Source organism: Sphingobacterium haloxyli (assembly GCF_002980525.1).
Classification (GTDB): Bacteria; Bacteroidota; Bacteroidia; order Sphingobacteriales; family Sphingobacteriaceae; genus Sphingobacterium; species Sphingobacterium haloxyli.
Window position 1 is genome coordinate 1 of record NZ_PVBQ01000018.1, and the last position, 26,140, is coordinate 26,140.

A 26,140-nucleotide genomic window follows, 5' to 3' on the forward strand; every position below is an offset into this window, starting at 1 on the left:
CCTCAAATATCAGGTCCTCCGGCACTTCCAGCAGCGTATCGTCCTCCGATTCAGCAGAACCGTCTACAAATTCTATATCATCAAACGAGATTAAGCTATCTTGCTGTGCAAATGACGAATGACATAGGGAAAACGCTAAAAGTTGTAGGACTATAAAATGCTTAAATAATGAACGCATAGCTTATTAGATAAGTCGCTAAAATAAAAAAAAGGCAGTAAACTTACCGCCTTATCATTCCTTGTTCCAAGAATACTACTTAATTGTGACGGTAAAGGCATGCTCATCCGGAGGTAAACATCTTTCTGAATCACAAACCATAAATTCCACTACGCCTTTTACGACGGGTTGGCCATTCTTTAACTTCACTTTCTGTTGGAAAACAACTTCTTTGGTGTAATATGGGACGTCCATACCGAAGTCTTTTTCGAATTTTGATTTTGGCGCCGGAGCCGCAACTTTGCCGTTCAAGCTGTAGTTATTCGAAGGCGAAAATGTAAACGCTGTTGAAATGGGTCCACCATCAGGAACCTGCAGACCATATATATGCCAACCGTTGTCGATATTTGCCTTGATAAACACAACAGCTTCTTTGTCATTGAGTTTTTTCGAAGCAACGCTCCACTTCACTGGGTTCAATATCTGAGCGTCAACGTTAGCCATGATAAACAACATGGCGACAATTAATAAACTTAATTTTTTCATTCTAATAAGTTACTTTTTAGTGCTAATTATAAGACTCCTTCCATCCTGTAAGGTTTAATTTTACCCGATGCGAACGAAAATATGCCCAAATATAGGCAGCGTATAAGCGATATACAAGTAAATTATATGTTATAATTAGGTGTTATTGCTTGAAGCTAACTTCTTTAAGATCAAACAGTCGCTCCTGACCATCGAACAATATGCGTAATTTACCGTTGCTGTCGACACCTTGGAGGATGCCTAAAAGGGTGTCTCCGGCAATTTCATAATATGCGGGAACTCCCTTTCTAAATAGACAGCTGTTGTAAGCAGTCAATAACTGCTGTGTATCATTTAGATCGGTATTTTCATATAAGGTCATTATTGCCAAAAGAAGAGATAATGCATAATCTTCAAGCGATTGTAGCGGCACCTCCGGTTTCTCGATGTACAACGAGGTCGCTTTATGTTGGATCGCTATGGGGAAAGCATGTTGTTTTATGTTTACACCGATGCCGATTACGCTCGAATGAATACGCGGACCAGATAACTGGTTTTCGATTAATACACCGCATAGCTTTTTGCCGCCGACATAAATATCATTGGGCCATTTAATTTGTGCATTGGGAAGCAATGTTGATAGCCAACGTTGGATGCCCAGACAAACAAGCATATTTAAATTAAACGATTGATGTATAAAGAAGTCTTTTGGATGTAAGGAAAAACTCAAGTTTAATGTCTCCGCAGGTTTACTAAACCAGGAATTCCCCCGTTGGCCTTTTCCTGCTACCTGATGGATTGCCATAATGGCAGTTGCTTCGGGAAGTGGCTTAATATTTGACAAAAGTTCCTTTAAATAATCGTTGGTAGACGTTACCTCTTCTAATACAATTAAATTTTGTCTAAGGTAAAGTCGGGAAAATGTATTATTTTGCAAGGGAAAAATATTTAAACACATAAATATCGTTCAAAACTAGTGTTTTTTAATGAATAAAGATAAAAAAAAGGATTTGTCAGGAAAACTTGCCGAAGTGGTTATACACGGGATGCAAGAGAAAAAAGGCAATGATATTGTGCGGATGGATATGAGAAACGTAAATGCCACCCTATCCGATTATTTCGTTATCTGCCACGCGGATTCCGCAACACAAATCAATGCGATAGCAAACAGCGTAGAAGAGGAGGTTTACAAGACCTTCGGGCAAGAACCTTGGCGAAAGGAAGGTCATAATAACGGTGAATGGATTTTGTTGGATTTTGTAGATGTCGTCGTCCATGTTTTTAAAACGGAAAAAAGAAGCCATTATGGCATAGAGGATTTATGGGGGGATGCTCAGGTAGAATCCTATCAAAGTGCGTAAAGATTTAGAAATAAAGAGAAATAGATATAATAGATTGTAATGAAGAAAATTCCAAGTAAAAAAGTAACTCCTGTTCCACCCAAATTTAACATGATGTGGTTATGGATATTGATTATCCTCGGATTCTTTGGGTTGCAGTACTTTTTTAGTAGCGATAGTACCGAAGAAATTACCTATTCAAAGTTTGAAAAAGAGATATTGTTAGCTGGCGATGTCGAAAAGCTGGTTGCCGTTAAGAGCAATGATTTGGTGGAGGTTGAAGTATATATTAAAAAAGATAAACTTAAAGAGGATAAGTATAAAGACGTAGCTCCTAGTCCCAATGCGCTGTTGTTGTCGCCAGAAGTAGGACCTCAATATACGTTTACGGAGCCGTCTGATGTGATTCTGAATGAGAAGTTGAAAAATTCACAGGCAGGATTACCAGAAGATCAAGCTCGTATCGAGCCTCATTACGAAAATAGATCTAATCCGTGGGCGGGTTGGTTCGTCTCGTTTATGCTTCCGTTATTAATTATTGTTGCGATATGGATGTTGTTGATGCGTCGTATGGGAGGTGGTGCTGGTGCCGGCGGTGGTGCAATTTTCAATATTGGAAAATCTAAAGCCCAACTTTTTGATAAAGAATCCCAAATAAACATCACGTTCAACGATGTTGCCGGGCTTGAAGAGGCAAAGACGGAGGTCATGGAAATTGTGGATTTCCTTAAGAATCCAAAAAAATATACAGATTTAGGAGGTAAGATCCCAAAGGGAGCTTTACTTGTAGGCCCTCCTGGTACGGGTAAAACGTTGTTAGCAAAAGCTGTGGCTGGAGAGGCTCAAGTACCGTTCTTCTCCTTGTCGGGATCGGACTTTGTGGAAATGTTCGTAGGTGTAGGGGCGTCTCGTGTACGGGATTTATTCAAACAGGCTAAAGAGAAAGCACCTTGTATTATATTTATCGACGAAATTGACGCAATAGGGCGCGCCCGTGGCAAAAATTCGGTTATGGGTGGGAATGACGAGCGAGAAAACACATTAAACCAATTGTTGGTAGAAATGGACGGTTTCGGTACGAATTTAGGGGTTATTTTATTAGCTGCTACGAACCGGTTAGATGTATTGGATCAGGCGTTGTTGCGCCCGGGACGGTTTGACCGCCAGATTTCTATCGACAAACCGGATTTGATTGGTCGTGAACATATATTTAACGTACACTTAAAACCCTTGAAGCTTTCGGAGGAAGTGGACGCTAAAAAACTTTCAGCGCAAACACCTGGTTTTGCGGGAGCAGAGATTGCGAACGTATGTAATGAAGCAGCATTGATTGCTGCGCGAAAAAATAAAGCCTCTATTTCGATGCAGGATTTCCAAGATGCAATTGATAGGGTTATCGGAGGACTTGAAAAGAAAAACAAGATTATATCTCCTGAAGAGAAGAAAATCGTAGCTTACCACGAAGCAGGGCATGCGATTACTGGCTGGTTCTTGGAGTTTGCTGATCCCTTGGTTAAGGTTTCAATCGTTCCGCGTGGTGTGGCTGCGTTAGGATACGCACAATACCTGCCTAAAGAGCAATTTTTATATACTACAGAGCAGTTGCTAGATAGCATGTGTATGACAATGGGGGGACGAGTAGCAGAAGATATTACTTTCGGTCGAATCAGCACCGGTGCACAAAATGATTTGGAAAGGATCACAAAACTTGCTTATGCGATGGTGTCCGTGTATGGTATGAACAACAAAGTGGGCAATGTGTCTTTTCGCGATAGTTCTGGTGAAGCACAGTTCCAGAAGCCATATTCTGATCAAACGGCAGAGTTAATTGATCAGGAGGTAAGGAATTTAATCGCTGCGGTATACGAGCGGACTAAACAGCTTTTATTAGAGAAGCAAGAGGGTCTTGTTAAAATCGCAGAGAAGCTGTTGGAGAAAGAAATTCTGTTTCAGAGTGATTTGGAACAAATTTTGGGAAAACGTCCGTTTGAAAACCGTACTACTTATGACGAATTTGTAAATGGTGGAGCTGACGGAGGTGGCGTTCCCCAAACTGATTTACCGTTGGAACTGCCGCAGGACAGCAATAACAACGACACAAAGTCAGAAGGGTAAGGGCGCATCGCTTGTCCCAGTAATGAGTGAAGCCTGAAAATCTTAAGCTTCACTCGTAAGGGTTATATACATGAACATTCGAAATACCACAGCTAAAGAGCGAATGCTAAAAAAGATTCGTCAGGCTTTGCTGCAGAAACGAGAGAATCCACATATTGACTTTGAGGACTCCCCGCTTTATAAAGATGAGGAGGAGTCCTTGGATGTCACATTTGCACGGGAATTTACACAAGTTGCCGGTAATTTTGTGTATTGTGATGGCGAAATTTCGCTTATTGAAAACTTGATACTCTTAGCCGAAAAGCTACAGATCAAAAAGATTTTGGCTTGGGAACTTGAGATACAAGAGTTGTTAGGGCAGTATGGCTTCCCAATTTATACTTCCGATCAACAACTTGATGTCGCGGATGCAGGAATTACTACTTGCGAAGCCCTTATTGCCCGTAATGGAAGCATCATGGTATCCAACGGAAATGAAGCTGGCCGCCGCCTGAGCATCTATCCCCCCATTCACATTGTGATAGCAAAAACCTCTCAATTGGTGATGGATATTAAACATGGATTAAGACGCATGAGCGAGAAATATGGAGATAAGCTTCCTTCCATGATTTCAACGATTACCGGGCCTAGCCGAACAGCCGATATCGAGAAAATGTTGGTGCTGGGTGCACACGGCCCCAAAGAATTATACGTCTTTTTGATAGAAGACAGATTTTAACCCACAAATTTTTATGCTATATTACCTTTATGCAACTCCTGTTGCTTCCGTAATTTTCGTTTTGACGATAGGATTGAGTTTATATGTTTTTTCTAATCCCCAATGGTATACGAAATTGATGCTCCATCCGTATACATTGCATAGAGATAAGTCAAAATGGTACATGGTTTTTACGAGCGGCTTGATTCACAAAGATTGGATGCATCTTATTTTTAATATGATGACGTTCTATTATTTTGGGTTTGGTCTCGAGAATATGTTTGTCCAGTTCAGTGGCGTACTTGGTCACGTGCTTTTCGCGGCCCTGTATGTTGTTAGTTTAATTCTTAGCGATATACCGACCTTGATTCGACAGAAAAATAATCCGAGTTATTATAGTTTGGGTGCATCGGGCGCTATTTGCGCCGTCCTTTTTAGTTTTATCATGTTTCAACCCAAAGCGATGCTTGGACTCTTCATGGTGATTCCCATACCGGCGTACTTGTTTGCTTTTCTTTTTCTGGGGTATTGTATCTGGGCGTCAAAAAAAGCATACGATAATATCAATCACGATGCTCATTTATTTGGAGCGCTTGCAGGGCTAGGGCTGACGATTTTGCTTTACCCTTGGTCTATTAGTCATCTTCTCAGCCAATTTTTGTAGATCGCTCTAGCCCGTCCAGTTTTCTCGATCCAAACTTCTAAAATGAATAGCCTCCGCTAAATGGTGGTTTTCAATTTGTTTGGAACCCTCCATATCCGCTATAGTGCGCGATACCTTTAATATGCGGTCATACGCTCGAGCAGAGAGTCCAAGACGGTCCATAGCCGCCTGTAAAAGCTGTTTACCCGAGCTACTGATCAGGCAGACTTGGCGTACGACACGGGTATTCATCTGCGCATTGTTGTGGATATCAGGAAAATCTGCAAAGCGTTTCGTTTGGACATCACGTGCCTGTATAACCCGCCCCCGTATGACTTCACTTTTCTCGGTGTTTTTCGCAGCGGAAAGTTTGTTAAATTCAACGGGTGTAACCTCCACATGTAGATCTATACGATCCAGTAGCGGGCCGGAAATTTTGCTAAGGTAACGATGTACGGTAGGGCTTCCGCAAATACATTCCTTTTCTGGATGGTTATAATAACCACAAGGGCACGGATTCATAGCCGCTATCAACATAAAACTCGCGGGGTAATCAACGGAAAACTTCGCTCGCGAAATCGTGATATTGCGAGACTCTAACGGTTGCCGCATTACTTCTAGCACAGACCTTTTAAATTCTGGAAGCTCGTCCAAAAACAATACCCCGTTGTGGGCAAGGGAAACTTCTCCAGGCTGTGGCGACGAGCCACCCCCAACGAGAGCGACGTCGGAAGTTGTATGGTGAGGAGCTCGGAAAGGACGAACCGTCATAAGTGAAGAAAGCGCACGGAGTTGACCGGCCACGGAGTGGATTTTGGTAGTTTCAAGCGATTCATCTAAATGAAGTGGAGGAAGAATGGTCGGAAGGCGTTTGGCAAGCATCGTTTTGCCGGCTCCCGGGGGACCGATCAAGATGACGTTGTGTCCCCCTGCGGCAGCAATTTCTAGCGCCCTTTTTATATTCTCCTGTCCTTTTACATCCGCAAAATCTACGTCATAGTTATTTATATGATGCATAAATTCATGTCCGATATCCATTCGGATGCGTTCTAGTGTTTGCTGTTTGTTAAAGAAGTAAATAAGGTCCTGCAAGTTATTCGCGGCCAAGACCTCCATATCTTGAACTGCGGCGGCCTCCAGAGCATTGGCTGATGGCAGTATAATGCCTCTGAATCCATCTTGTTTAGCCTGTAGGGTAACGGGCAAGGCTCCCTTGATGGGCTGGACCTTACCATCCAGCGACAGCTCTCCCAACATGATATAATCCTTTAAGGAGGATGCCTGTATTTGATCTGACGCTGCCAGGATACCTAATGCAATAGATAAGTCATAGCCGGAGCCTTCTTTACGTATAGCTGCCGGTGCCAAATTGACGACTATTTTTTGACGAGGCATACGGTATCCCGAAGCTGTAATTGCGCTTTCGATACGGTGGAGACTTTCTTTAATCGCACTATCCGGCAACCCTACAATATGATAATGCATGCCAGGACAAACAAGTGTTTCTACAGTTACAGTGGTTGCGTTTATGCCGTATACGGCACTACTAAAGGTTTTGACGAGCATAGCTAATGTTAAAATGGTTACCCTAAAATACGAAAAAAATCGATAAATAATATAAAATAGTCGGAGATATGTTACTTTTTAGCAAGATTTACGTTTTCTTTTTTGAAAGGCAGCCGAAGCCCAAAATACTTTTGTATTTTTAAAACGATTAGAAAGATTATTTGTTAATTGTATAACTTAATTAAATCTTCAACCCGATAAATGGAGAATTATTTAAAAGGCAAAAATATGAATGAGAATAGTAAAGTAGTAGCTGCATTATTAGCAGGGTTAGCAGCGGGAGCAGTCGTAGGATTATTATTTGCTCCTGATAAAGGATCAGAGACAAGAGATAAGATTAATGAGTCATTATCTGATTTGGGTGACGCCATCAAAGAGCGTGCGGAGGAACAATTTGACCAGCTTAGCGAGCTTAAAGATAAAGTACTAGGTTTGGTAAAATCCAAAGTTTCTGAAGCTGAAGCCATGGTGGATGACGAAATAATAGAACACGCCTAATATGGTGCAGTGGAGACACAATATCCTAAAGTCTCTGCTGCGTACTTAAAAAAATACACATTCGATGGAAGAGGAAAAATTTTCGCTAAGTGGTACCTTTCAAAAAGGGAAAGAATATGTAGATACGCAAATTAAGCTATTGCAACTGAAAGGTTTAGCTAAAGGGTCGCGGATAGCCGGCTCCTTGGCGCTAGATGTCGTAAAGATTGTATTTAGTTTGTTCATCGTTTTTTTCTGCTCCTTGGCGTTAGGTTTTTATCTTGGCGAAGTATTGGATAGCAATGCACTCGGGTTTTTGTTAACGGGCGTTATCTTTTTTGTGCTGGTATTGCTCATTCGTGCGTTTGAACCGGGGTTGGAAAGAATATTTATGAATTTTACTATTCGTAAGGTGGCAGACAAATGGCAAGGAGAAGAGGATGAAGACACCATTGAAGAGAAAATCAAATCAAACGTAAATGAAGAATTCACAGAAAATAAATAATTTACATGATTTACGAGCAGAAATTACTCGGCTTAACTTAAGACGGCGGGAACAAGAGGCGTACTTGACGGATCAATATGCGCTGTTAAAGGTAAAAGTGGGTACCCCTTTTCGGTTTTTTAGACAGATAACTTCTCAGATTCCGGGCGTAGGCATGTTAAAAGATTTTACTTCAGGGGTGGGTAAAGCTGTGCAACGTAAAGATGCCGATTGGTTGACAAGGACCTTGCAATTGGCCGCACCGATTGTGCTAAATTCGACTTTTCTTCGAAAAGCTGGCTGGTTTAAAAAGGCTTTGGTCTTGCTGGCTTCGGAAACAGCTGCGGGGCAGGTTAATCAGGATAAGATAAGTGGATTGATTAATAAGGTTACCTCCTTTATAAAGCCCAAAAAGAAGAAAAAGAAAGAAAAGTTAGAAGAAGATACAATAGAAAAAATAGCCGTTATGGAACAGCAAGTTGCTATTCTAGAAGACGAACGTTTTACGGATAAAATTTAATAATTAAAATTTCTTTTTTTGAAAATCTTCATAAGCCAAGACTATTCCCTCGCGCAAGGATGTCTTGTGTCGCCATCCTAATGTGTGTAATTTACTGACATCCATTAATTTGCGAGGAGTGCCATCGGGTTTGCTTGTATCGAATCGGAGTTCGCCATTGTATCCTACAATTTCGCGTATGAGATAAGCAAGATCGTGGATGCTGATATCCTCACCTACGCCGACATTGATAAATTGTTCCTCGTCATAGTTTTGCATTAAAAAAACACAGGCCTCGCCTAAGTCGTCTGCGTATAGAAATTCCCGAAGTGGCGAGCCAGTCCCCCAGATACGCACTTCGCTCAGTCCTGCTATCTTCGCTTCGTGGAAACGGCGGATTAGCGCGGGTAATACATGAGAGTTTTGCGGATGGTAGTTGTCATTAACGCCATATAGATTAGTAGGCATTGCCGAGATGAAATTACATCCATATTGTGAACGGTACGCTTCACACATTTTAATTCCAGCGATCTTTGCAATGGCATAAGGCTCGTTGGTAGGTTCCAATGTACCCGTCAGTAAATAATCCTCTTGGAGAGGCTGTGGAGCAAGTTTCGGATAAATACAGCTAGAGCCTAGGAACAACAGTTTTTTGACCTTCTGAATATAAGCTTGATGAATCACATTTGTTTGGATCATGAGATTCTCGTAAAGAAAATCGGCGCGATAGGTGTTGTTTGCTACAATGCCGCCGACTTTTGCAGCCGCCAGGAATACGTATTCCGGTTGTTCTTCGGCGAAAAAATCCGCGACCTCCGATTGATTACGCAAATCAAGTTCTTTTGAGGTGCGTTTGACAAGGTGCCGGTACCCTTCTTTTTCTAATGCCCTGACAATCGCCGAGCCCACCATTCCACGATGACCTGCAACAAATATTTTAGCTTCTTTTTCCATTGATTCCTACAAATATAAGATTATTTTTGCGGACAAATTTTTCAGAATGGGTAAAGATAAGTTACGGAAATTTGCCGAAGTGGCTACCTTTAAAAACGTTGTGCAGTTAGATGCCGGAAAGGACTATAAGGGAGAATGGGCGGCTAAGTTCTTTGGGAATAATAATCCTGTTGTATTGGAGCTCGCCTGTGGTAAGGGAGAATATACTGTCAACCTGGCGAAAATGTTTCCTCATATCAATTTTATCGGCGTCGACTACAAAGGAAACCGAATATGGCGAGGAGCAAAAACAGCTTTGGAAGAAGGGATTGACAACGTTGGGTTTTTGCGGATTCAGATTGAAACTGTATTGGAGCATTTTGCAGAAAATGAAGTGACGGAGATTTGGATTACTTTTCCTGATCCTCAGCCGCAAGAGAGTCGGGAGAAGAAACGGCTGACTAACCCCAAGTTTCTAGAAAAATATAAAACGATTCTGAACGACAATGGCGTCATGCATCTAAAGACAGATAACGACGGCTTTTATGCCTATACATTGGAACAGATTGCACTGTTGAAGCTTCCGAAAATAAAAGAAACCACGGATTTGTACCACTCTAATTTAGTTGACGATGTACTTTCCATCAAAACGTATTATGAGCGGAAGTACCTTGCAGACAATAAAAATATCAATTATGTACAGTGGCGGTTTTAAGTGTTATCGGTCCCTAAACGTATAATAATAGTCCTTAATGACAACCTCAATAAACTCTTCAGGACGCATTTGAGGTTTCACGTCTAGCAGCTCTACTAGTTTATTGCTTAACGCCAAAATGATATTGTAATCTTTACGTTCGTATCCCTTTTTGTATATATCTTTAATGGTATTGGCATCTTTGTCTGATAACCGCATTACCTGAGGGAAGGTCACCGTATATTCTTGTGTAATCTCGGCAAATAAAGTTTGTTGCAGTACCATGTTTTGTTTCGTGCTGATGACGCTCGTGTCGGCTGCGATATCACCGATCCGTTGCGCATGTTTGGTGGCGATGATGCTGCTAATCCCAAGGGCCCCTGCGCATAAAAAGATATCCACGATAGAACATACCCAGCGGATAAAATATTGGTATACCGATGCGCGTGTGCCGTCTATTTTCACGACTTTAATACGCATAATCATTTTTCCGATGGTTTGTCCGTTAAAGAATGTCTCCATAAGAAAAGGGTAAAAAAATGCAGGTAGCAAAATAAGCATATAGACACCGGCAGTCAACCAAGGATCGTTTGTGCTAAAAAGACCGAAGCGAGATACGGTGTAATAGACCATTATAGCATAACACATAATTATGAAATAGTCGATCGCAAAGGCAATGATACGGGAACCGAGCGAAGCTAAATTATATTCGAATTTGACATTTTGAGGCGTATTTATAAATAGTTTATGCATATTTCCTATATTAGCTTCGAGTAGACGCTACGTTTTAGTTTCTCCTCATTACTTTGTTTATTTTACTTAAAGATAGAGAATTAGAAAGACATAATGAGAGAAGCATCCTTTATTGAACGAAATAAAGAAAAATGGATCTTAATTGAAAATAATTTGAGAAATAAAATCAATGTAGATCCCGATGTCCTGGCTTCCGATTATATCGAATTGACGAACGACTTGGCGTATGCACAGACATTTTATCCGCGGTCAAAGACAAAAGATTATTTGAATGAACTGGCCATATTGGCCCATCAGCAGTTGTATCGTGATCAAAAATCATCAGAAAACCAGTTCAAGCGTTTTGTACAACAGGAGATTCCAGAGGCAATATGGCAACTGCGCCGTCCAATGCTTTATTCCTTACTCATTTTCTGCCTAGCGATAGCCATTGGATTTATTTCAGCTCATTACGATTTGGATTTCGTACGTTTAATCTTAGGCGATTATTACGTAGACATGAGCATAGCTAACATCGAGGAGGGAAACCCAGCTGGTGTTTATCAGGGAGGAAGTGAGATCGGTTCCGCCTTGGCCATTACGATTAACAATGTCAGGGTCGCTTTCCTGGCATTTGTACTAGGCGTATTTTACAGCATAGGGACAGGCTATATCTTATTCAGCAACGGTATCATGGTAGCCGCTTTTCACCATCTGTTTTTTCGGTATGGCGTCATGGAGGAAGCCATGTCCGCTATTTGGATTCATGGAGCTATTGAATTATCAGTAATTGTCATTGCCGGGGGCTGTGGACTCGCTATTGGAAATAGTCTACTGTTCCCAAAATCCTATACAAGACTCGAATCGTTCAAACGGGCGATGAAAACTGCCTCCAAGGTGTTAATAAGCACTATTCCGTTCTTTATTGTAGCGGGTTTTCTGGAGGGGTTTGTGACAAGACATTATCAAATTTCAATTTGGTTGTGTATTAGTATTATTCTAGCCTCATTTATGGCTATTATCTATTTCTATATAATCAGACCTTATCAACTGGCAAGAATTAACGGATGGAAATAGATTTTGAATTTCGGAAAGAACGCAAACTAGGTGAAATTGTCCAAGATTTCATCAACCTCTTGCGGCTGGTGCTCGGGCATTTCTTTCAAACGATTTTGAAACTTGCTATTATTCCGTTATGCATCATGTTGATTCTCATCTATTACGGGACGACTAAAATAAATTTAACAGCAAGCCAAAGTTGGACAGAATCACTGGATCTTATATTCGTAGCATTTGCTACGTTATTTTCGCTGCTGGTCGTGAGTATGGTATTCTTTGGGCTAGCCATTGAATATTTTGTCTTGCTAAAGAACAAGAGGGGAACTGATTTTGATTCCAATGATGTTTGGCAGGCTTTTGTAGCGAATCTAGGCAAATATTTTAAATTTTTGATAGTAAGTATCTTGGCTTTCGTTATTTTATTTATTCCTGTTATGTTCGCTATGATTGTTCTGATGTTTATTCCGCTGGTAGGAAGTTTTGCGGTCGGAATTTTGGGAGCGTTTATAGGTGTTTGGTTCTTCTGTGCGTTCTTGTTCTATCGGGAGGGATATATGCCAGCCAGTAATGCCATGCAACAAAGCTTTTCCATCTTAAAGAAAAAAATCATCGATTATAGTGTCTCCGCGTATGTGGTCAGCTTGGTGTTCCAGACACTTCTGGTTATGCTCACCTTAATACCGTCTCTTATTATCGGTATTATCGCTTATAATACCATTGGTTTTGACACTACATTTTTTGATAGTATTGCCGGACGCCTGTTTACATCTATCGGTGCTACTTTATTGGTTTTACTCTATATCGTGTATTATATGTTTACGGTTTTGGTGTCTGGGATTATTTATGAGACAGCGAAAGAAGTAACCTATGGTGAAGACGTGTACGAAAAGATACAGCATCTGGGAAAGGAGGAAGATGGGTTGTAGATTATTTCTTGTTATGTTCGTACTAGGGTTCTTATCTGTTTCATACGCGCAAGTTGAGGACACGATAGAATCCTTATCTCCTCCCTTGACCGAAGACAGTATATCCATGAAAGCACCGGAACATGCGCCGCAGGATTGGATAGATTATATGCAGGATGGTTATTACGACACTGTTCCACGTATGAATCAAATTCCGCAGGTGGATACAGCGACATATACTAAATTGATCGAGCGTTATCAGGATGAGGAATTTGATTATGATAAGAATAGTCCAAACCGTATTGGTCTATTCAAGAAAATACTGGATAGGCTAGGACGGATGTTGAACAATCTTTTTCCGTCGAGGGAGTATTTCCAGTTTGCTGATGTAGTGTATAAATTACTAGCTGTTGCAGCTTTGGTCCTTTTTGTATGGATTATCTATCGGGTATTATTTTCAAGTAAGCGTTTATTGATAAAAGATAAGGATGATGACGATGCATCCGACGAGGTAAAATTTGTAGAGAAAAATCTCTTGGAGATCGATCTCGCAGACTATATTGATAAAGCCCAAAAAGAGCATGATTTTGCTTTGGCTATTCGTTATCTCAACCTGCTGAATATACAATTATTGGCGAAGCGGGAACTGATTCATTGGAAATATACCAAAACACATGTAGAGCTTATAGAAGAGATAGAGCACGAAGAATTGAAACGTGATTTTACGCGAAATGTAAATATATATAATCGCGTGTGGTATGGGAACATGCCTGTAGATCAAGCTAAATACGAGGAATTTGCCTCTTATTTCTTAACTTTTCAATCAAAATGGCGATGAAGAACTCGGGTAAATTTGGTCTTATGTTGCTCGGTATCACGGTATTGATTATTGCGTTTATTGATTTAGCAAGCGATAAGCAGATCGATTGGTCAAAAACTTATGACCAACGGGACAAAATTCCTTATGGTTTATATGTAACCCGGGAAGAATTGCCCGAAATTATGGAAAATCAGGTACAGGTAGAAGACTTCACCTCTACAAACTATGATTTTCTGAAGGCATTTTTATCGGAGAAAGAACAAAGTAGTTTGGTTTATATCGTAAACGGATTCTACGAAGGAAAGGAGGTAACGGGCGAGCTACTGAAATTTGTAGAAAGGGGAGGAGAAGTTTTTATTTCTGCTAATGGCTTTCCACTTTATTTACTTGATACGCTGGGGATAAAGCAACAATATCATTATCCCCACAATTTTAATGAGGTCATTAATGTGGAGGATCGTCCCTACTCATTGGCGGATGGTAAGACAGCCCATTATAAGGATTTGGACTATCCCGGGTTGTTCTGCGATTTGGATACGGTTAATACGCGTATAATCGGTCATTATGCGGTAGAAGATAGGGAGATACCTAATTTTATCGAGTTAAGAAGAGGAAAAGGCCGCTTTTTATTGCATCTGGAACCGCTGATGTTTACCAATTACTACATGTTAAAGGAGGAGAACTTTATATACGGAGCGGCTGTGTTGAAATTACTTTCCAATAAGGAGATATACTGGTTCGATAGTACATTTAAAGGAACACAGGAGGCAAAGACACCCCTGCGTGTATTGTTGCAAAATGATGGATTGCGCCAGGCCTGGTATATTTTACTTTTTGGGCTTATCCTATTTTTATTGTTTAAAAGTAAGCGGGAACAACGGGCGGTTCATGTCGTGGACCCAGAACCAAATCTATCTAAGGAATTTGCGCGTACGATAGCCACTTTATATTATGAGAGCGGAAATCCGGGCAACCTTATACAAAAGAAAGTAGAATACTTTTTGTATGAGATCCGAACGCATTTTCAATTGGATATTCTGCAATTGGAAGATGAGCTTTTTGCGAGACAATTGTCGCTGAAAACCGGTGTTCCGTTGGACGAGTGTAAAAACTTGGTCGAGCTCCTTCTAAGATATCGAAAAGTGCGTACGGCTACCGATGCCGAATTGGTAGCGCTAAATAAAAGAATAGAAGATTTTAAACATAAAGCACACATGCTATGAGCGAACTAGGAAATAAATATGAACCCACTTTTGAGAACAGAATAGACCTAACCGAGCTGAAAGATAAGATGGGGGCGGTGAAGCAGGAGGTTAAAAAGGTCATTATAGGTCAAGACGAAGTCGTTCATAAACTGTTGATTGCTATACTGGCCACAGGCCATTCGTTGATAGAAGGGATGCCAGGTGTGGCGAAAACATTGACAGCAAAGTTGCTAGCCAAAGCGGTCAAAGGTCAATTTAAACGCATACAGTTTACACCTGATTTGATGCCTTCGGATGTAACAGGATCGTCGGTGCTAGACCTGAAGACCAATGAGTTTGAATTTAAGAAGGGACCGATTTTCGGTCATATTGTCTTGATAGACGAAATAAACCGCGCCCCGGCAAAAACGCAATCATCGTTGTTCGAGTGTATGTCTGAAAGGCAGGTGACGGTGGACGGCATCACCTATCCCGTGCCAACGCCGTTTGTGGTTTTTGCTACGCAGAATCCGATAGAGCACGAAGGAACCTATCGTTTGCCCGAAGCGCAATTGGACCGTTTCCTGTTCAAAATTAATATTGATTATCCGACGATAGAGCAAGAGTTGGATATCTTGCGTGAGCATCACGCGCAAAAAGCGAACAATAAGGAAGATTTGGTACAGCCCGTGTTAGCTATCGACGAATTGATCGGTTTTCAACAGTTGATAAAATCTGTATATGTACACGAAGATGTCTTGACTTACATTGCACAGGTGGTCTATCATACGCGTTCTAATCCAAATCTCACACTCGGAGCCTCGCCACGCGCTTCGATCGCGCTGTTGGAGGCCTCAAAAGCTGGTGCAGCGCTCCAAGGAAGGGACTTTATTACGCCGGACGATGTCAAGTATGTAGCACCCGCTATACTAGGACATCGCGTGCTACTGACTCCAGAAAAGGAGATGGAAGGGTTTACAAGTGATTATATCATCAAACAGATTGTAGACAGTATCGAAATCCCGAGGTAATGCGTTTTATCCGTAGTCTGTATGTACGCAACAAGTTCTTCTATGCGCTACTTCTATTAGCGACATGCTTTGTTTTGTCTTTTTTTATCAAATTGTTTTTTCCTTTCGTAATTGCACTCCTTTGGTTATTTGTGGCGGCGTGTATATGGGATATCATGTTTCTCTACTATGGAAAGAATAAGGTCATTATACAGCGAAATTATCCAGAGAAACTATCAAACGGGGATGAGAATGACATGGAGATTCAGTTGACCAGTAATTATCCGGCCAAGGTTTATATTCGTCTATTGGAAGAATTTCCAACACAGCTGCAACTACGAAACGTGGAATTGACGTCAGCGATTTTGCCGCGGGAAATCAAATCGATCCACTATCAGATCCGTCCGACTTCTCGGGGTATTCATGCGTTCGGAAGATGCCATGCCTTAGTGCACAGGCTCGGTTTATTTACAAGAAAGTTTACATTGACTGAGCCCCTCGAACTAGCCTGCTACCCCTCGTTTATCCAGATGCGGAAATATCAATTATTAGCAACTACAGATAGATTAGTGGACTTGGGAATTAAGCGTATCCGAAAAATTGGTGCTACGTTGGAATTTGACCATATACGGGAATATGTTAGAGGTGATGAATATCGTCATCTCAACTGGAAAGCAACAGCCAAGCATAAAAAATTATTGGTTAATCAATATCAAGAAGAGAAATCACAACCCATCTATGCGCTCATTGACACTGGTCGGGTCATGCGCATGCCTTTCAACGGGTTGACGCTCCTCGATTATGCCATTAACTCGACCTTGGTGTTGACGAATGCAGCTATCCTGAAACAAGACCGCGCTGGCATGCTAACCTTTTCCAAAACGGTGTTCAACCACATTCCTGCGGAGAAACGCAATAATCAAATGCAACTGATCTCCGAGAAACTCTACAATATCACAACCGCTTTCGAAGAATCCGAGTTTGGTAATCTGTATGCTTTCTGTAACAAACACATCAATAAACGGTCGTTCCTGATGTTGTATACTAATTTTGAAACGATAGACGCTTTGTCACGACAAATGGCTTATTTACGTATGTTATCCAGGACGCATATTGTAGTCGTAGTCGTGTTCAAGAATACGGAGTTGATCGATATGGCAAAAGAAGAAGGAAAAAAAACGATTGATGTGTATAACCAAATCATTGCACAGAAATTTGTACACGAAAAACAGCTTGTTATTCAGGAATTACATAGACAGGGAATCCAAACCATCTATACGTCTCCCGAGAACTTAACCATCAACGCCATCAACAAATATCTGGAAATTAAAGCGCGAGGGCTGTTGTAAGCTATAAGCTATATGTCGCAGAGCATTTAGCTGTTTCTTCTATTTTGCAGGAAACCAACCGAACGGGATAATCTTTTAATTGTTGCGGGCCGATATGTTCTACCAAATATTTTGCGATGTTTTCGGCTGTGGGATTGAAAGGAACAATCACAAGGCTTTCGCCGGAAACTTCCTGCAATTGAGGCAATAACTCATCTTTCTCCCAGACTAAAAATTTATGATCAAAATGGTCTTCCAACCACTGGCAAAGAGCCGTTTTGATAACAGAGAAATCAACAACCCGACCTATTTCATCTAATTGATCGGCCGTCACTGTAAAATGTATACGATAGTTGTGACCGTGTAACAGCCGGCATTTTCCTTCATGTCCAACGACACGGTGTCCACAGGATATGTCATGGTATCTTTCTACAAGCATCATCATACAAAGATAATATTTACAACAACTCCATTTGGAATAAATCAGCAATATGGACTTTGAGCTTGCTTTTCACTTCTTCCATATCCAGTTTGCGGCCGAGCTCGCGTTCCAATGAAGTTACGTCTTTATCGTCTATGCCACAAGGAATTATATTTGCGAAATAGCTGAGGTCTGCGTTCACGTTGAAAGCAAATCCATGCATGGTTACCCACCGGGAGGCGCGGACACCCATCGCACAGATTTTACGCGCTTTGTCATTGTCGGCATCTATCCATACACCGGTAAATCCTTCATAGCGACCGGCCTCAATACCGTATTCCGCACAGGTTCGGATAATGGCTTCTTCCAATGTACGCAGATATAAATGTATATCGGTGAAAAAGTTATCTAAATCCAGAATAGGGTAGCCGACAATTTGTCCAGGACCATGGTAAGTGATATCTCCGCCGCGATTAATTTTATAAAAAGTTGCGTTTTTCTCTTTCAGTCCGGCTTCATCCAGCAGTAAATATTCCTCGTGACCGCTCTTGCCCAAAGTATATACATGGGGGTGCTCCGTGAAGATGAGGTGGTTGGGCGTGGAGCCGGTGGTACCATTTATGCGGTTCTCGTTCTTGACAGCTACCGTTCTGGTAAATATCTCTTCTTGGCGATCCCATGCGTCCTGATAATCGACCAGCCCCCAATCCAAAAATTGAACCTGTTTGTTCATGGTTAATACAGCAAATTATTATACGGGTAGCGTGCCGTATGCATTTTGGATATGATTTCGTATAACTTCTGTTTGAATTCCTCGACATTGGTTTTCTCCGTAGCAGACAGAAAAATCGCTGGATCGGAGTTTTTTGCCATCCAAGAGTTTCGGAAATCTTCAAGCGTTACCTTAATTTCTTCGCCGTCCTCGTCGACCTCTACGGGCGCTTTATAAGCATCGATCTTATTGAAGACCGTAATAACGGGTTTGTCCAGGGCGTCGATATCCTTTAGCGTTTCATTTACTGCGGCGATATGGTCTTCAAAGTTAGGGTGCGAAATATCCACTACATGGATAAGTACATCCGCTTCGCGAACCTCGTCCAACGTAGATTTAAAAGATTCTACTAAGTGGTGTGGCAGTTTGCGTATAAATCCTACCGTATCCGAAAGCAGGAAAGGCAGGTTGTCAATTACCACTTTCCGTACCGTTGTGTCCAGTGTTGCAAAAAGCTTATTTTCCATCAATACGTCTGATTTGGAAATCATATTCAGTATGGTGGATTTTCCGACATTGGTATAGCCCACAAGCGCTACACGTATGAGCTCACCCCGATTCTTACGTTGAGTTTCATTTTGTTTATCGATTACCTTTAGCCGCTCTTTTAGTAGCGATATTTTGTTGAGGATAATCCGTCTATCTGTTTCAATCTGGGACTCACCCGGACCACGCATTCCAATACCCCCGCGCTGACGCTCTAAGTGGGTCCACATACGGGTTAGCCGTGGCAACAAATATTGCAGTTGCGCCAATTCTACCTGTGTTTTTGCCTGTGCGGTTTGCGCATGCTTGGCGAAGATATCCAGGATGAGGTTAGAGCGGTCCAAGATTTTACGTTTGAGCTCGCGTTCTATGTTGCGGAGTTGTGAAGGCGACAGTTCATCGTCAAACACAATCATATCAATCTCTTCTGCATCTGCATACTGTCGGATTTCTTCCAGCTTACCTGATCCTACAAATGTGGCATGTTCCGGATTTGTTAATTTTTGCGTGAATACACCTTGTACCTCGCCCCCAGCTGTTTGTACGAGAAACTCCAATTCTTGAAGGTAATCCTTTGCGTTTTGTTCCGAAATGTCAGGTGTTATCACCGAAACGAGTAAAGCTCTTTCTGGCTTAAGTGCGGTATCGTATATTTTTGTTTTTCCCATGTATTATCAATTCTCTATTAGCTTGTGTATAAAGAACAAGCTTACAAAGATAATGGTTTTTGTTCTAACGTAAGGGGCTACCCTTCGATACGGATGAGCTCTTCGTAATTATCATGGAGTTTATGGATCAACCGGCGGTACAGGATTCGATAATAATGTTTCATCAAATAAGTAGTTATTAAAATAATAGGAGTGGAAACAATAATAACCAGTAAGGTCACCAGAATGCCTTCTCCTATCGATTTGTGGGCAAAGGCTCTAATAATATGTTGCAATCCTGACCATAGGGTATAACCGATAACAAAGTAGATGTTGAATTTGATATAATAATCTACCGCTTGACGGGTTTTCAAGATTGTTTCCAAAAGTGTTCTAGTGTTCGTGTTATTTCTTATCTTTCTATAATGCTTGAAGAAAATGTAGATAAAGAAAAAGATAGTAGCCCTAAAAATAATACCCAGTAGCAGCGAGGTGTATTGTTCGAAAGAAGACGTCTGCTTTTCCTCTATAGGCAATAAAAAAGCCAGTCCTACGCCAACGGACAGCTCAAGAATGCTGATGACAAAAATCCATTTGATAATGGAAGAAGATCGTCGGTGAATCATCTGCTGTAATTCCATTTTGTTAAGTTTTGGGAAACTGTCGTTCCTGTTCCAATGCTGTTTTAATAAATCCAATCCGTCCATTATAACCCTCCTTGTCTATTTAGTATGTTTTTTAGTTTTGTTTTTATCCGGTTCATTTTTACCCGCGCATTTCCTTCGCTGATGCCGAGGGTGATCGCGATTTCCTCATAATCCTTGTTCTCCAGGTACATATATACAAGCGCCTTTTCAATATCATTGAGCTGTCGGACAGAAGTGTAGAGTACCTTGAGGCGCTCTTCATGTTCTGGATTGTACTCTTCCTGACGTAGCTGATACAGGGAGGTGTCCCATTCTACAGTGACTATGTTTTTCTTGTTGTGTCGGTATAAGGAGATAGCGGTATTCAAACAGACCCGATAGGCCCAGGTCGAAAATTTAGAATCGCCTTTGAACTTCGGAAAAGATTGCCATAACTGGATGGTCATTTCTTGGAAAAGATCCTTATGTGTTTCATTGTCCTCCGTGTAGAGGGAGCATATTTTATGGAGTATATTCTGGTGTTCCTCCAAGAGACTGACAAAACAGTGTTCCAATTTTTCGGTCATGATATCTTATATGTCGAAAATGCGAGGAATATGTTACAGAAATACGACGATTTTTTGAGAACATCATATCGCTTGACTGCTTTCACAATGGCGAAAGCGACCGTGACCAGCGGGGAAGGTATGCAATAGGTATCTTTCGTTACTTATTTTTTAGCGTCTGGAGCTCACTTTCCAAAATAGTCAGTTGCTTTTCAAGCGAAGATATCGTTTTTTCCTGTGATGATATGACGAGTTTAAGCGCATCGATCAGCGTATATTCAATTTCGTTCACGATCACCGGTTCATTATATATTTCTTCCGCGTCGCGAAGTAAGGAGCCATCATTGCGATACATGGTACCTTCTCCGACAATTAGCCAAGTTGGATTGATGTCTGGATATTTAGATAAAATAGTAACCACGGTATCCGAATTTAACCCCGTGTTCTTTTGTGCGCCTTTGAAATTGGCATAAGAAAGCCCTAAATTCTTGAAAAAGTCTGTTTTTCTGATCTTTTTGCTCTCTGCTATCTGCAATACCCGCTCTTTAATATTAGACATTTTTTTGGCTAAGATTTTTAAAAAGACAATTTATTGTCTTATATTTGATTCGTTAAGTATATAAAAGTATCTGAAACACCTTTTGTAAACTGATTTATGATGAAAAATACGCAAAAGAAACTAAAAGCCAAACATTTTCGCTACTTAAGCGAGGAGTACGTAAAGAACCCCGACCGTTTTCTGAGAGAAATTGTCCATCAATGGGGATTGAATTGGTCTGGTAATTTCAATTATCTGATCAATAGTTCCCTTTATCCACCCATGCGAACAAGTACCACTTTTGAATATGGATTTATGTTTAATCACCTTGCACAGATGATTGAAGTTGGGTTTGTTATTTTGAGAAAATATATGCTAAAACCTATGGCGAAAGCGGATGTATTTCAATACAATTGTCAAGAAGTATTTGACGCTGAAATAGAAGACAGTAGCGCTTTTCCTGCAAAGTCTCTGTGTGCGTTTTATGGGTTTAAATCATGCAAAGAATGGTTTGCTGTGCTAGACGATCTTCTTCAACGTCGGGATTCTACCGAAGATAATATGAAAGAACTCCCTTTAGATTACGATTACATCGCCATTCGGGAGTTTCTTGTCAAGTTACCCTTAGTATTAGGTGAGATATACAAGAGAGGAGGGTTGTAATTTTGTTCAATCGATACTAAAGTCCGGCAGGAGTACCGCGCCAGATTTCAAATTTCAGTACCCTGCGGACTTTAGTACTCTGTTTTCAAAATTGTAGTGTCAACCTGGTGCGTTATTGGTTCTTCATGACGTCCTCGATGCGGTTCTCAAGAACAGCTCTATGCCATTCATCCATTATCTGTCTCGCGACCTGGTCTTTGTTCTCCATATCATTCAATACAGCTTCCGTAATTCGGTCGAAAAAAGACGAATATCGCTCCAATAATTCTTCGCTTTCCAGTCGAGGCAGAATACACTCCACCATAAAGGTATTCGCCCAACGGTCGGGATTCATCGGGTTGGCAATGAAATACGGAATACATACATTATCTATAAATTTTTGCAGTACGTCGTGCGGCTCCAGGTCAAATATTTCACAGGCTTGTAGGAAATCGGGTTTGAAATCCAATTTACTTGTCTTATTCTCCATCATAGTATTGGTTTATTTTTTCTTCAAAAATTTCTTCTAATCTTGTGCGGTAAACAGCTCTCCTTCGATCTAAATCTTGGATAAAAAAATAGCGGACATCAAACTCCTGCAAGTCTAAGATAAAATCTTTGAAACCTAATGTATTGATATGGTCTCTATCTATTAACTTACCGTAACCGTGCTGTACCCGTATATAAAATCCGAGTGCAGCGTTATATACTATTTTATCCAGGTGTTGGCGAGCATATAGGTCCGCCAGCGAAATGCACCGCATTAAAGCATTAACATAGACCGTAGGTGAAAATTGATGGAGCATGCATACCAATAAGAAGTCTTTCGTGAGCGTCAGCTTTGTCTCTTCATCTAGATACAAGTGAGGCTTGTACTTGATGTGGGGAGAACAGACTCGATAGAGTTTATCTGTTATTTTTCTGCCCTTGTCGCGTTTCATCGATTTGCTGTAGCTTCTGTTCATCGAGAGTTTTACCAAGCTCTGAATGTGGGGGACGGCAGCATTCGCGTGTTGTCCCAACTTTTGTTTACCTTTTAAATCCGGTTGCGCTTTTGCTATTTTATTGTCTGACTGCACAAACGCTTTCGTGGCGAGATCATATTCGCTCTCATCATGCATAAACAGATGTGCAAACGTAACGTGGCGCATAATAAGCTGTAAGAAGTCTGCAACCCGAATGCCAAAAGCTTCACATGCAATCCGGAAATCCATAGGTACATCCAGAAATTCGGTTTCAATTTTATTCATAGCGTATTAAATTGTTGTTTGGTAAAGGTGATTGCATCCGCTATAGATACACCGGGATGCAGTACATATTTATATCCATAGCTTCTTCTTTTCGTCCTTTTAATTGGCGCCTTTCCTTTTCTTCCCCAAAGCTTATCGAGTTCTGCTTGGAGATAACGCGGTTTTATACGCATCTGTAAGATGGATTCTACATGATTGTGCAGATCGCTTGGCAGGATTGGTTTGTTAAATATTCCTTCTTTTATCAGCAAGCGTAGCACTTCCCGGCAGCCTTCTATCTCCATATTAACCGAATTGGTAAATTGATCGGCGTAGCCAGAATGCTCTTCTACCAGTTGAAAAACCGTCACGGTTTCTCGTTCATTGACATATCGCTCCATACGGTGGTATATCGCCGTTTCGTCCTGCCAGGTACACATCTCATGTTCAATCTCTTCGCGAACCTGCCCTTCATGTAGCAGAAAGTTCGGGTGTCGAAACACTTGACGTAAACTTCCGTAGAGATCCATACTGAAATCTATGGATGTAAGGGATTCTATATTCGAAATAAAATGATCATCTTGCCCTATAAGAAATGTGAGCTCGTCGCTGGTATAGCCGCGGCTGATACGGTTCAGCATCATACAGTAGATGAATCCGCAGTATAGTGGAGAGCAAGTTATACGCGTCTTTCGAACACCATTCGCATCATGTAATTCTTCCATTTTTTTAGGATTTTAAAAAGCATACCTGCCTAGGCACCTTGGGCTTCGAAGGATCTGCCCAGCAGGTAGCTTTCTGTTTGTTCAGTTTTTTAATAAAGTCCAACAGGAATACCGTACCAGGTACCGCGAGAATATAGCCTCCTGTGGACTTTTTTTGAATAGCTTTTTAACTATTCTCCTGTGCAACTTCTATCGCCGAAGGTGACACCGAATCCCTCTCGGTTACGCTGATGGCTTGCTTTTTAATTTTTTCAATAGCACCACAGCAGAGCCGATCAAACAGATCAGCCAATTTCTCCGCCTGCAGGCGACAAAGGTCTGGTGTTACTTCTTCCAAAGAATCCAGTATATCTGGATTCCACCAAAGTGTTTTAGGATGAAGTATGAGGTGCAACATTTGGCCTTGAATCTCACTTTTATCCAACAAATAATCCGATAGCTGTCCGCCAACTACACGTGTCCAATCCAGCAGCTCGATAAGGCTCTGCGTTTTGGGTATATGCCCGACGGCTATCCGTAAAAAGCTATGTGCGCCGATTTCCAAGAGATTGCGTAACATCAAAAGGCCCGTGTCAGCAAAGAGCGGATGTGCATTCTTTGTCGTGCAGACCAAGTTATCTATCACTAATTTCCCCTGTTTCCAAGTTTTCTCCGCGCGTTCCCATTCCTGTTGCCAATCGATATTCCCTAATGCAAAAGTAGGATCAAAAGTCGATTTCCTCCGCAGGACGTGCCCCTTTGTCCATGCCGCGTGCATAAATCTGTTTCCTTCAGCCAAGCCTTTTTCCACATACTTGAGATCCAGGAAGACCAGCATCGCGCTCGCTACGCCCACTTGCATGGTTTTAAAGGTAAAAGGCCCCGTATTCTTCATCAGCACGACCATATAAAGCTCCACCTTCACGCCCGCTCGCTCCTCGCCGCCTTCCAAGCGGAATGGGCTACTCCAAGAAAAACCACCGGTATGGTAATTCAATAGACTGATCTGTTCGGGGTTGTGGTTGCTACGAATCTTATCCAACAGCGCATGGACGTCGTCCTTGTATTGTTGTAACCAGGGGAAGCCCGAAAAATCCTCGCATCTTATGTGTGTCGTACCACCGGCATCTGCCATTACAGGTTTTACGTTCTTCTTTTCCGCGGCTAATTGCCCCTGCTGTTCTACCTGTTCCAAACGAGTTTGCTGTTCGGCCTTCAACGCATCCAAGAAGAACTGATAGAGCATCTCTATTGCTTTCGAGATTTCACAGCACTTGTCATATAGATAAGAAGCATCGAAAGCGGTTATCTCCAAATCTCTATTTTGCTTCACGGCGTGATAGCCCTTATCAAGCAGCCGAAAGGTTTCCATCTCGATAAAAGCTTCGCTCAACAAGACCTCTTTGAATGCAGGTATATGAGGACTCAGTGTTCTCATTCTATTCTCCAGGTTGTGCTGATTATTAGCATTGCCCTGTATCATAGCCTGTGGTAAACGCAGAAAAGATTCTAAGCTCTGATGCACCATAAAGGTAGCTTTCAAATAATTGCCATGCTCAGCAAACTTCAATGCTCCATCCCGAAATTCCTCCCCTTCCTTTTTCATCTTCATCTGCCACTGACCAGCCAATTCAATAACGCCACCAATCTCATGAACAGTAAGCGATTTTGTGGCCTTACGAGGTGAACGGTAAATTTCATGCTGTGGCAGCGAAGCGTAAGCATAGTAAAGTCCTCCATGGCGAACTTTGTTACGCCATTCACCAAACGGAATCAGTTCAAAAGATAATCCCTCCATATCGATAAGGCAAAGCTCAATGACGGGTTTCATCACCTTCGGAGAAACACCATCCTCCGGTTTCATGACTAAAATCAGGTGCTGTTGTTCTTTGCCCAAAAAGGAGTAAGAGAAAAGAAAAATTCGATCCAGATCTATCCGTTGGATCAGCCGTTCTACTAAAAGCTGTTTATCTATTGCCATAATTTGATTTATAAAAATTACTAATTGTATAGTTTGTCTATACAAATGTATGAATTAACTTTCAATAATAAAATTATTTGTACATTTTTTCTATACGTTCAGTAGTTTTAGGCAAACCATTTGATAGATATCATGACAGCGTTAGGAGAATTTTTAGCAAAGCGATCCGTAAATAAATCGATGGTAGCCAGGCGGACAGGGCTGAGTAAAGCCCGTATAAATGAACTTTCATTAAATACCTCGTCACATTTAAGGGCAGAAGAATTATATCTTATTGCAAAAGCAATTGACGCGGAACCTTGTGAGGTTCTCAATAAGTTATATGGTCACCTACAACTTGTCAGCGAAGAAGAATAATGT

At 41.3% G+C, this 26,140-nt stretch carries 31 protein-coding genes; 16 read left to right on the forward strand and 15 right to left on the reverse strand.

Annotated features, from left to right (window positions below; translation table 11 throughout):
- Positions 1–253: 253 nt before the first annotated feature.
- Together C5745_RS17260 and C5745_RS17265 are read right to left on the reverse strand one after the other, a co-directional pair.
- Positions 254–703 (reverse strand): protein-disulfide reductase DsbD N-terminal domain-containing protein, encoded by a 450-nt coding sequence (locus tag C5745_RS17260; RefSeq protein WP_165793128.1) that lies wholly within the window; start codon positions 701–703, stop codon positions 254–256.
- Positions 704–845: 142 nt separating this feature from the next.
- Positions 846–1,619, reverse strand: coding sequence for a biotin--[acetyl-CoA-carboxylase] ligase (locus C5745_RS17265; protein ID WP_165793129.1), 774 nt, complete (start codon positions 1,617–1,619; stop codon positions 846–848).
- Between the two features lie 49 nt (positions 1,620–1,668).
- Here C5745_RS17265 and rsfS point away from each other — a divergent pair, with 49 nt between their 5' ends.
- The 4 genes from rsfS to C5745_RS17285 all read left to right on the forward strand — a co-directional run bounded on the left by rsfS (position 1,669) and on the right by C5745_RS17285 (position 5,498).
- On the forward strand, positions 1,669–2,043 hold the full coding sequence (gene rsfS / locus C5745_RS17270) for a ribosome silencing factor (RefSeq protein WP_105718266.1): 375 nt from the start codon (positions 1,669–1,671) through the stop codon (positions 2,041–2,043).
- Between the two features lie 39 nt (positions 2,044–2,082).
- Positions 2,083–4,137, forward strand: coding sequence for an ATP-dependent zinc metalloprotease FtsH (gene ftsH, locus C5745_RS17275; protein ID WP_105718267.1), 2,055 nt, complete (start codon positions 2,083–2,085; stop codon positions 4,135–4,137).
- A 70-nt stretch (positions 4,138–4,207) separates the two neighbouring features.
- Entirely contained in the window at positions 4,208–4,855 is a 648-nt protein-coding gene (locus C5745_RS17280; protein ID WP_105718268.1) for a LutC/YkgG family protein, read from the forward strand.
- 13 nt (positions 4,856–4,868) lie between these two features.
- Positions 4,869–5,498: a rhomboid family intramembrane serine protease gene (locus tag C5745_RS17285; protein WP_105718269.1), complete on the forward strand. Its 630-nt coding sequence runs from the start codon at positions 4,869–4,871 to the stop codon at positions 5,496–5,498.
- Between the two features lie 6 nt (positions 5,499–5,504).
- Here the strand turns inward: C5745_RS17285 and C5745_RS17290 are convergent, their stop codons facing one another.
- Positions 5,505–7,043 (reverse strand): YifB family Mg chelatase-like AAA ATPase, encoded by a 1,539-nt coding sequence (locus C5745_RS17290; RefSeq protein ID WP_105718270.1) that lies wholly within the window; start codon positions 7,041–7,043, stop codon positions 5,505–5,507.
- Positions 7,044–7,271: 228 nt separating this feature from the next.
- Here C5745_RS17290 and C5745_RS17295 point away from each other — a divergent pair, with 228 nt between their 5' ends.
- The 3 genes from C5745_RS17295 (at position 7,272) to C5745_RS17305 (ending at position 8,524) form a co-directional block, all read left to right on the forward strand.
- Positions 7,272–7,541 (forward strand): YtxH domain-containing protein, encoded by a 270-nt coding sequence (locus C5745_RS17295; protein ID WP_105718324.1) that lies wholly within the window; start codon positions 7,272–7,274, stop codon positions 7,539–7,541.
- 64 nt (positions 7,542–7,605) lie between these two features.
- Positions 7,606–8,025 (forward strand): hypothetical protein, encoded by a 420-nt coding sequence (locus tag C5745_RS17300; protein WP_105718271.1) that lies wholly within the window; start codon positions 7,606–7,608, stop codon positions 8,023–8,025.
- A complete protein-coding gene (locus tag C5745_RS17305) occupies positions 8,000–8,524 on the forward strand; it encodes a hypothetical protein (protein WP_207795837.1) in 525 nt (174 codons plus the stop codon). The genes C5745_RS17300 and C5745_RS17305 overlap by 26 nt, the downstream gene beginning before the upstream one ends.
- Before the next feature lie 3 nt (positions 8,525–8,527).
- Here C5745_RS17305 and fcl read toward each other — a convergent pair whose 3' ends face one another.
- Complete coding sequence (gene fcl, locus C5745_RS17310; RefSeq protein ID WP_105718272.1) at positions 8,528–9,457, reverse strand: GDP-L-fucose synthase; 930 nt, start codon at positions 9,455–9,457, stop codon at positions 8,528–8,530.
- Between the two features lie 46 nt (positions 9,458–9,503).
- Between fcl and trmB the strand changes: the two genes are divergently transcribed.
- Positions 9,504–10,151, forward strand: coding sequence for a tRNA (guanosine(46)-N7)-methyltransferase TrmB (trmB, locus tag C5745_RS17315; protein ID WP_105718273.1), 648 nt, complete (start codon positions 9,504–9,506; stop codon positions 10,149–10,151).
- Between the two features lie 3 nt (positions 10,152–10,154).
- On the opposite strand, the gene C5745_RS17320 is transcribed toward trmB, so the two are convergent.
- Entirely contained in the window at positions 10,155–10,883 is a 729-nt protein-coding gene (locus C5745_RS17320) for an RDD family protein (protein WP_105718274.1), read from the reverse strand.
- 93 nt (positions 10,884–10,976) lie between these two features.
- Between C5745_RS17320 and C5745_RS17325 the strand changes: the two genes are divergently transcribed.
- Genes C5745_RS17325 through C5745_RS17350 form a run of 6 tightly spaced genes read left to right on the forward strand, consistent with a single transcriptional unit; the run spans position 10,977 to position 17,189 of the window.
- Positions 10,977–11,939: a stage II sporulation protein M gene (locus tag C5745_RS17325; RefSeq protein ID WP_105718275.1), complete on the forward strand. Its 963-nt coding sequence runs from the start codon at positions 10,977–10,979 to the stop codon at positions 11,937–11,939.
- Positions 11,930–12,847, forward strand: coding sequence for an ABC transporter permease (locus tag C5745_RS17330; RefSeq protein WP_105718276.1), 918 nt, complete (start codon positions 11,930–11,932; stop codon positions 12,845–12,847). Before C5745_RS17325 ends, C5745_RS17330 begins: the two co-directional genes overlap by 10 nt.
- Positions 12,837–13,664 carry a DUF4129 domain-containing protein gene (locus C5745_RS17335; protein WP_165793130.1) on the forward strand — a complete coding sequence of 276 codons (828 nt, stop codon included), beginning with the start codon at positions 12,837–12,839 and terminating at the stop codon, positions 13,662–13,664. The genes C5745_RS17330 and C5745_RS17335 overlap by 11 nt, the downstream gene beginning before the upstream one ends.
- A complete protein-coding gene (locus tag C5745_RS17340; RefSeq protein WP_133166378.1) occupies positions 13,655–14,869 on the forward strand; it encodes a DUF4350 domain-containing protein in 1,215 nt (404 codons plus the stop codon). Before C5745_RS17335 ends, C5745_RS17340 begins: the two co-directional genes overlap by 10 nt.
- Positions 14,866–15,861, forward strand: coding sequence for an AAA family ATPase (locus C5745_RS17345; protein WP_105718279.1), 996 nt, complete (start codon positions 14,866–14,868; stop codon positions 15,859–15,861). Before C5745_RS17340 ends, C5745_RS17345 begins: the two co-directional genes overlap by 4 nt.
- A complete protein-coding gene (locus C5745_RS17350; RefSeq protein WP_105718280.1) occupies positions 15,861–17,189 on the forward strand; it encodes a DUF58 domain-containing protein in 1,329 nt (442 codons plus the stop codon). The genes C5745_RS17345 and C5745_RS17350 overlap by 1 nt, the downstream gene beginning before the upstream one ends.
- A gap of 1 nt (position 17,190) precedes the next feature.
- On the opposite strand, the gene C5745_RS17355 is transcribed toward C5745_RS17350, so the two are convergent.
- From C5745_RS17355 to C5745_RS17380, 6 genes are all read right to left on the reverse strand, one after another.
- Positions 17,191–17,613: a 6-pyruvoyl trahydropterin synthase family protein gene (locus tag C5745_RS17355; RefSeq protein ID WP_207795838.1), complete on the reverse strand. Its 423-nt coding sequence runs from the start codon at positions 17,611–17,613 to the stop codon at positions 17,191–17,193.
- Between the two features lie 13 nt (positions 17,614–17,626).
- A complete protein-coding gene (gene lipB, locus C5745_RS17360; RefSeq protein ID WP_105718282.1) occupies positions 17,627–18,322 on the reverse strand; it encodes a lipoyl(octanoyl) transferase LipB in 696 nt (231 codons plus the stop codon).
- A gap of 2 nt (positions 18,323–18,324) precedes the next feature.
- A complete protein-coding gene (gene hflX, locus C5745_RS17365) occupies positions 18,325–19,515 on the reverse strand; it encodes a GTPase HflX (protein WP_105718283.1) in 1,191 nt (396 codons plus the stop codon).
- Between the two features lie 77 nt (positions 19,516–19,592).
- A complete protein-coding gene (locus C5745_RS17370) occupies positions 19,593–20,135 on the reverse strand; it encodes a hypothetical protein (RefSeq protein ID WP_133166379.1) in 543 nt (180 codons plus the stop codon).
- Positions 20,136–20,200: 65 nt separating this feature from the next.
- On the reverse strand, positions 20,201–20,707 hold the full coding sequence (locus C5745_RS17375) for an RNA polymerase sigma factor (RefSeq protein ID WP_105718285.1): 507 nt from the start codon (positions 20,705–20,707) through the stop codon (positions 20,201–20,203).
- Between the two features lie 139 nt (positions 20,708–20,846).
- Positions 20,847–21,245, reverse strand: coding sequence for a hypothetical protein (locus C5745_RS17380; protein WP_105718286.1), 399 nt, complete (start codon positions 21,243–21,245; stop codon positions 20,847–20,849).
- 96 nt (positions 21,246–21,341) lie between these two features.
- Between C5745_RS17380 and C5745_RS17385 the strand changes: the two genes are divergently transcribed.
- Positions 21,342–21,887: a hypothetical protein gene (locus C5745_RS17385; RefSeq protein WP_105718287.1), complete on the forward strand. Its 546-nt coding sequence runs from the start codon at positions 21,342–21,344 to the stop codon at positions 21,885–21,887.
- A gap of 112 nt (positions 21,888–21,999) precedes the next feature.
- Here the strand turns inward: C5745_RS17385 and C5745_RS17390 are convergent, their stop codons facing one another.
- From C5745_RS17390 to C5745_RS17405, 4 genes are all read right to left on the reverse strand, one after another.
- Positions 22,000–22,359 carry a hypothetical protein gene (locus C5745_RS17390; protein WP_105718288.1) on the reverse strand — a complete coding sequence of 120 codons (360 nt, stop codon included), beginning with the start codon at positions 22,357–22,359 and terminating at the stop codon, positions 22,000–22,002.
- Positions 22,346–23,116 (reverse strand): hypothetical protein, encoded by a 771-nt coding sequence (locus C5745_RS17395; protein ID WP_105718289.1) that lies wholly within the window; start codon positions 23,114–23,116, stop codon positions 22,346–22,348. The genes C5745_RS17390 and C5745_RS17395 overlap by 14 nt, the downstream gene beginning before the upstream one ends.
- Positions 23,113–23,820: a hypothetical protein gene (locus tag C5745_RS17400; RefSeq protein ID WP_105718290.1), complete on the reverse strand. Its 708-nt coding sequence runs from the start codon at positions 23,818–23,820 to the stop codon at positions 23,113–23,115. Before C5745_RS17400 ends, C5745_RS17395 begins: the two co-directional genes overlap by 4 nt.
- Before the next feature lie 166 nt (positions 23,821–23,986).
- Positions 23,987–25,780, reverse strand: a complete 1,794-nt coding sequence (locus C5745_RS17405) for a hypothetical protein (protein ID WP_105718291.1) — start codon at positions 25,778–25,780, stop codon at positions 23,987–23,989.
- 132 nt (positions 25,781–25,912) lie between these two features.
- On the opposite strand from C5745_RS17405, the gene C5745_RS17410 reads away from it, so the two are divergent.
- Entirely contained in the window at positions 25,913–26,137 is a 225-nt protein-coding gene (locus C5745_RS17410; RefSeq protein ID WP_105718292.1) for a helix-turn-helix domain-containing protein, read from the forward strand.
- Positions 26,138–26,140: the final 3 nt, after the last annotated feature.